The organism is Promicromonospora kroppenstedtii DSM 19349 (genome assembly GCF_000515355.1).
GTDB lineage: Bacteria > Actinomycetota > Actinomycetes > Actinomycetales > Cellulomonadaceae > Promicromonospora > Promicromonospora kroppenstedtii.
Map to the genome: position 1 here is coordinate 96358 of NZ_KI911565.1, position 6194 is coordinate 102551.

Genomic DNA, 6194 nt, shown 5'->3' on the forward strand with positions numbered 1-6194 from the left:
GACCACGCAGGGCTCGACCGTGGACGTGAGTCTCGACACACGGTATCGACATCCGTCGACGGATCCGGTAACAGGGCCAGCCCTGTCACGGCAGAACACCGGCGGGAGCGAACCATCTGCATGAACATGGTTCGGACCCGCCGGTGTTCCGTATTGCTCGGTACTGCTCGGTGCTGTCGGTGACGGCGATCCGTCAGCTCAGCACTACCTCGTTCAGCTCCAGCCGGAAGCCGTCCGAGACCTGCGGGAGCTCGGTGACCCAGATCGTGAACGAGTCGCTCACGACGGGCTCCGACAGCTCGAAAGTGGTGGTCTCCGAAAAGGTGCCCTCCGCGAGCACCTCGCCGCCCTCACCGCCCTTGAGGATCTGCACCTTGCCACCGGGGGTGTTGGTGAGCAGCTCGATCTTGGTGACGGACGCCGGCTCGCGGAGCCGCAGCTCCAGGCCGAGGAAGTCCTTGAACCCGCCGAACGCGGCCTGCTGGTACGTCGTCGTGAAGTAGAACGTGGCCGGGTCCGTGTCGAATGCCCGCTCGACCGCCTCGGGGTGGTCGAGCGGGCTGCCGTCCCAGGTGAGCTCGCCGAGCAGCGTCCCGGAATCGATCACCGGACGTGCCTCGGTCTCCGTGGGCGCCGACGGCTCGGTGCTGCCCTCGCCGTCCGCTCCGGCCGACACGGAGACCGACGGGGAGGGAGAAGCGTCGGCGATCACATCAGGCGTGGGGGAGAGAACCGCGTTGACGGCCCAGATGAGTCCCGCCACCACGGCGACACCGACCAGGCCGAGCACGATCGGTGTCGGGTTCACGCCGCCACGCTTGGGCGCGGGCTGGGTGGCGAAGCCGCCGTCCTGCTCGTAGTAGCCGCCGTTGTCGGGCGGGTAACCGCCGGGGGCAAAGGACTGCGGTGGGTACTGCTGCGGCTGTTGCGGGGCGTACTGGGCCTGGTCGTGACCGGGCTGGCCCTGCGCGACCGGCTGGCCGTACTGGTCGTACCCCGCCGGCGGGTAGCCGGCCGGCGCCCCCTCGGGCGGCGGGGGTGGCACCGGGGCGTGCTGCTGCCCGTACGCCTGCGGCTCGTAGGTGTAGTCGTTCTGCTGTTCGGGATAGCCGGCGGGCGCGTTGCCCGCCCCCATCGCCATGGTCTCGTCGTTTCGTGCGATCCGGCCCGTGGCGGGACGCCGCACGGGCGGGACTCCTTCGCCTCCGAAGGCCTCGGCGATGGACTGCCGCCGCGGCTCCTCCGGCTCGGGCTGTACGAATCCAGGCAGCGATGCCACTACGGAAACCTCTCCCCACGGCGCGAGGGCCGTGGTCACGTCGTCGGGGTTCTTCGGTCCGTCGGTGCCGCCGGACGCGTCGAACGTCCGGGCCACCAGGCCGTCGATCTCGGGGTCCACGTGCGGGACCAAGCTGGAAAGGGGCGCCACGGCGCCGGAGTCGTCGACCTGCGCGGGCAGAGGGATCAGGGTGTCCTTCGCGATCCACTCCGCTTCGAGGTCCGGGCCGGGCCAGCGCGCGGTCATCGCGTAGTAGAGGAGGGCCACCAGGCCCTGGGCATCGAGCTCCGCGGGCTTCACGTTGAGCGTGTCGCCCGAGGCGAGCCCTCCGTCGAGCCCCAGGCCCGTGATCCGCACCCGGTGGCCGTCGACCCGCAGCGCCTCGGGGCGCAGGGCGGCATGGTGCACGCCGCGGGAGTGCGCCACGGCGAGCGCGCTCGCCGCCTCACCGACGATCGCCCGGGCCTGCTGCTCGTCCACCAGGCCGCTGGAGATGACCTGGGTCAGCGTGGTACCGGTGTGCGGTTCGGTGACCACGTACTTGCGGCCCTCGGGGTCGGAGCCGGCGTCGAGCACCCGGACGAGGCGGGGATCCGTCACCAGGGCGGCGCGCCGCGCGGCGTCCAGGGCATCGCCCGTATAGGGCCCGGTCACGAGCGTTACGCGGACGTCGCGGTCCAGGATTAGGTCGTGCGCTTCCCATGCGGTGGCCGCGGCAAGGTCGGTGGACGCCTGCTGGCGCAGCCGGTATCTCTCGACCAGCACGGTGCCTGGTTCGACAGTGCTCACGCGGACCTCCTCGCTCGGTCGGGGGACAGTAGCAGGTACGTGACCGCCGGGATCACGCACCGTCGCCATGCTACGCGGAACCGCTGCGGACCCGCCGGAACGTCGTCCGTATGTACGAAAGCGCAGCCCACGCGAGTGAGCTGCGCCTCCCGTACGACGGTGGCGCGCGTCAGCGCCGGAAGCGAGCCAGGACGGGGCGAAGCAGGCCGTCGAGCTCCCGGACCCGGAACAGGCGCAGGAGCAGGACGTAGACGGCGAGCATCACCAGGCCGCAGAGCGCGGTCACCCACAGGCCGCTGAGCATCGTGAGCACCCAGCCCTTCCCGAAGACGAGCGCGTCGAACCCGCCGACCAGCTGGTAGACGCCCCACCCGATACCACCGGCGACCGCGGCGGCGAGCACCGTCTTGGCGTGCAGCGCGAAGACGCGGCCGCCGTCCAGGCGGCCGCCGAGCTTGCGCTTGAGGCCGCCCGTGCGCAGCAGCACCGTGATCCAGTTCGACAGCGCGTAGGCGCCACCGGCGGCGATGACCCAGTACTGCGGCTCCAGCCACAGCTGTGCGGCGACCAGGCCGGCCACCAGGGCGACCGTGGATGGCACGGTGATCCAGAACACCGAGCGGCCGTCCTCGTAGGCGTAGTAGACCCACTTCATGAGCGCCATGCCGCCGAGCGGGACGAGGCCGAACGAGAGGGCCACCAGGACGGGCGCGATGAGTGCTGTGTCCTCGGCTCCCGCGGTCGGGACGATGAAGGCGGTGAGCGGCCCGGCCAGGACCACGAGCGCGGCGGTGGCGAACACGGTGAAGACGCCGATGGTGCGCAGCCCCAGGGAGAGGTCTTCGCGGACCTTGTCGGTGTCACCCTCCTGAGCGGCCTTGCTGATGCCGGTGAAGAGCGCGGTCGCGATGGAGACCGTCACCAGGGAGTGGGGGAGCAGGTAGATCAGGAGCGCCTGCGTGTAGGACGCGTTACCGGCGAACGACTCCGTGGCCGTGCTCGCGGCACCGGCCTCGGACGCGACACGGGTCAGATAGAGGACCCCCGCCTGCTCCAGGACGACGGCGGCGAACGTCCACATCGCGACGGCGCCCGCCGAGCGCAGGCCGATACCCCGCAGGCCGAAGCGGAGGTTCCAGCGGAAGCCGGAGCGCAGCAACGGGACGAGCAGGACCAGCGCCTGCGCCACGATGCCGAGCGTGGCCGTGCCGGCCAGCAGGATGGTGCGCGGGGTGTTCCACTCGGAGAGGTCGTTGATCCCGGCGTCGGCGCCGCCGAACACGATCAGGAAGATCGCGAACCCGAGCACGGAGACCACGTTGTTGGCGACCGGCGCCCACATGAACGGCCCGAACTGCTCTCGGGCGTTGAGCACCTGACCCAGCAGCGTGTACAGGCCGTAGAAGAAGAGCTGGGGGATGCACCAGTACGCGAAGACGGTGCCCAGGGCGAGCTGCTCCGCCGACCAGCCGTCGGTGTAGAGCATGACGACCCACGCGGCGCCACCGGTCAGCACGGCGGTGATCGCGAGGATGCCGACGGCCGAGATCGTGAGCAGCTTGTCGACGCGTTCCTGCGCGTTGTGCGCGCGGAACGCCTTGACGATCTGCGGCACGAGGACGGCGTTCAGCATGCCGCCCGCGAGGATCGCGAACAGCACGTTGGGCAGCTTGTTCGCGACGTCGAAGGCATCGGCGACGGTGCCCGTGGCGCCGATGGCTGCCACGAGCATCAGGTTGCGAACGAGCCCGCCGAGGCGGGAGGCGGCCGTGCCGGCCGCCATCACTATCGAGTTGCGCCCCAGGCTGCTGCTCGACGATGCCGCGGCCGTAGGCGTCTCGGGCGCGCCCGGTCCGCTCGCGGCATCGGCGCTCGGGTCCGACGCTGGGTCGGTCGATGCGGTCACGGCGTTCTCCTGGGTCAAGCGACTACTCCCGTGGTCTGGGCCCTGCCCGGCGCTGTTCGGCCGACGTGTGCGGCCGAAACCTTACTCTGCCCGGACGGCCACGGAGGTCGCCGGCGCCGCCGGGGCGGGACCCGACGCCTCGGCGGCCGCTCCCGTGGCCTCCTCTACGTCCTTGCTGGTAGCGCGGTACGGCGACCGCCCACGGCGCACCGTGCGCCAGATCCCGGTCAGGAACAGCAGGGCGACGAGCCCCGCGGCGATCCAGGTGCCGAGCTCCTCCCAGCCCGCGCGGACGCGAACCTGGAACGACGAGTCGTCGTTGATCTTGGCGCCGTTCGGGGTGAGCACCTGGGCCTCCACCCGTACGTCGCCCGAGCCGATGGCCCGCACCGGCACCTGCACGTCCATCTCCCGGCCCGCCGGGATGACCTCGGTGATGCGGTCGTCCACGGTCAGGCGCGGGTGGTCGGGGCGCAGCACCACCGTGACCGTCGCGTCGACGCTGAGCGTGTTGCGTACGCGGACCGGGATGTTGCCCTTGTCCGTGATGAAGTTGACGTCCTGGCGCGGCACCACGCTGACGGACTGCTTCGTGAGCGCGTTCGACGCCTCCAGGGTCTGCTTGACCAGCGTCTCCCGCAGCCCGGCGTCGGCGCGGTGCGCGACGGCGAGCGGGGCGATCAGGTGCGTGACACCGGGTTTCCAGATCTCGCGGGCGCGGTCGCCGGCGACCGACGAGAACGTGACGACGGCGTCGCGAGCCCGCTCCAGCGCCTTGACGCTCGTCGCGCCCAGCTCGGCCTTGGCCACGCTGCGCTTCGCCAGGCCGGCGCGAGCCACGTCCGGGGCGTCCTGCGCGAAGAGCGTGTCGACGGTCGTGACGTCGACCCAGCCCGCCTCGTCGACCTCGTTCAGGATCCTGCTCGCGCCCTCCGCGTCGGGCGTCCAGGTCCGGGGCGCGACGATCAGCAGCGACGGCGGGGTGAGCGGCGTCTGGCTCACGACGGCGGCGGTCTCCGCGAGCAGCCGCTGCGCGCCCTCGGTCGGGGTGGCCGCGCTGGTGGCGGCCTTCGTCGAGGTGGAGCTCTCCGTGGACATCCCGTCGTCCGCGCCCGACAGGTCGGTGGCGGAGAGGAAGGCCTGCGTGAGGGCGCTGTCGGCCACCGCGGCGCGCGCGGTGCCGCCCGGAACCCGGAGGTCCGCCCGGCCCGTCACGGTACCGGCGCCCTCGTACGCGAGTCCGCCGCTCCCGACGACGATCTGCCGGCGGTCCGCGGTGACGGCCAGGCTGAGGGTCGCGACGTCGGGCACGACGCCGTCGGCCGGCCAGGCCAGCTTGGTCCGCCATGTCTCCGGGACCTCCCAGTTCCCCTCGCGAGGTGCCTGGAGGAAGCTGCGCGTGCCCGTGGTGCGCACGTTCGCGTGGGCGAGCGCGGCGAGGTCGGGGTCGTGGCTGGGGAGGGCGTACGTGGTGGTGTTCGCAGCGGCCGCGGTCATGCGCTCGGACCAGTCGATGAGTGCTGGGTCGTCCGACGCCGCAGCCACGCCGATGGTGTCGGGGTCGATCGCCAGCGACACCTTCGCGTTCTCCGCGACCTGCAGCACGCCGTCGAGGCGCTGGCCGGACGCCGTCTGCTGGGCCAGCTCGATCTCGGCGGTGCTCGGGTCGGCCGGGTCGATCGCGGGGCTCGTGACGGCGGCCAGGACGCTGAGCTGCATCGGTGCGCGCTCAAGGCCGTCGGCGTCGTACACGAGGAAGGAGCGGGCGATGCCCAGGCGGCCCGAGGCGTCGCCGGCGGCGACGGCTAGCTTGCGCGCACCGAAGCCCTTGAAGGTCTGGGCTCCCGGGTCGTAGGTGAACGAGACGCTCTTGGACGCGCCCGGCTTGAGGTCGCCGAGCGGCTTCGGCACCGGTGTGCCTCGGACCTCGTCGAGAAGCCCGGCCGTGGCCCACTCCTCGATCTCCAGGCGCGACGTGATCGCGACGTAGTCGATGGTCAGCTGGGCCACCGCGTCGGGCACCGTGGCGTCGCTCGTGTTGGTCACCTCCGCGCGGATCGTCACCTTGTCCCCGGGATGTGCCACGGGGTGCGAGATGTCGGTGACGGCGACGTCGAGCGCGCCGGCCTCGGCGGAGGTGGTCGTGGCGAGCGGCTCGGTGACCGTGGCGTCCGCGATGGCGCGCGCCGTCGTCGGACCGGTGGCGGCCGCCGGGGGCAG

The 6194-nt window shown here is 71.8% G+C and carries 3 protein-coding genes; all 3 read right to left on the reverse strand.

Annotated features, from left to right (window positions below; translation table 11 throughout):
- Positions 1-193: 193 nt before the first annotated feature.
- Entirely contained in the window at positions 194-2068 is a 1875-nt protein-coding gene (locus PROKR_RS00505; protein ID WP_036958763.1) for a protein kinase family protein, read from the reverse strand.
- Between the two features lie 169 nt (positions 2069-2237).
- Positions 2238-3974 carry a murein biosynthesis integral membrane protein MurJ gene (gene murJ / locus PROKR_RS00510; protein WP_051432545.1) on the reverse strand — a complete coding sequence of 579 codons (1737 nt, stop codon included), beginning with the start codon at positions 3972-3974 and terminating at the stop codon, positions 2238-2240.
- Between the two features lie 81 nt (positions 3975-4055).
- The coding region (locus tag PROKR_RS00515; protein ID WP_036958765.1) for a DUF6049 family protein at positions 4056-6194 on the reverse strand (2139 nt) is incomplete at its 5' end.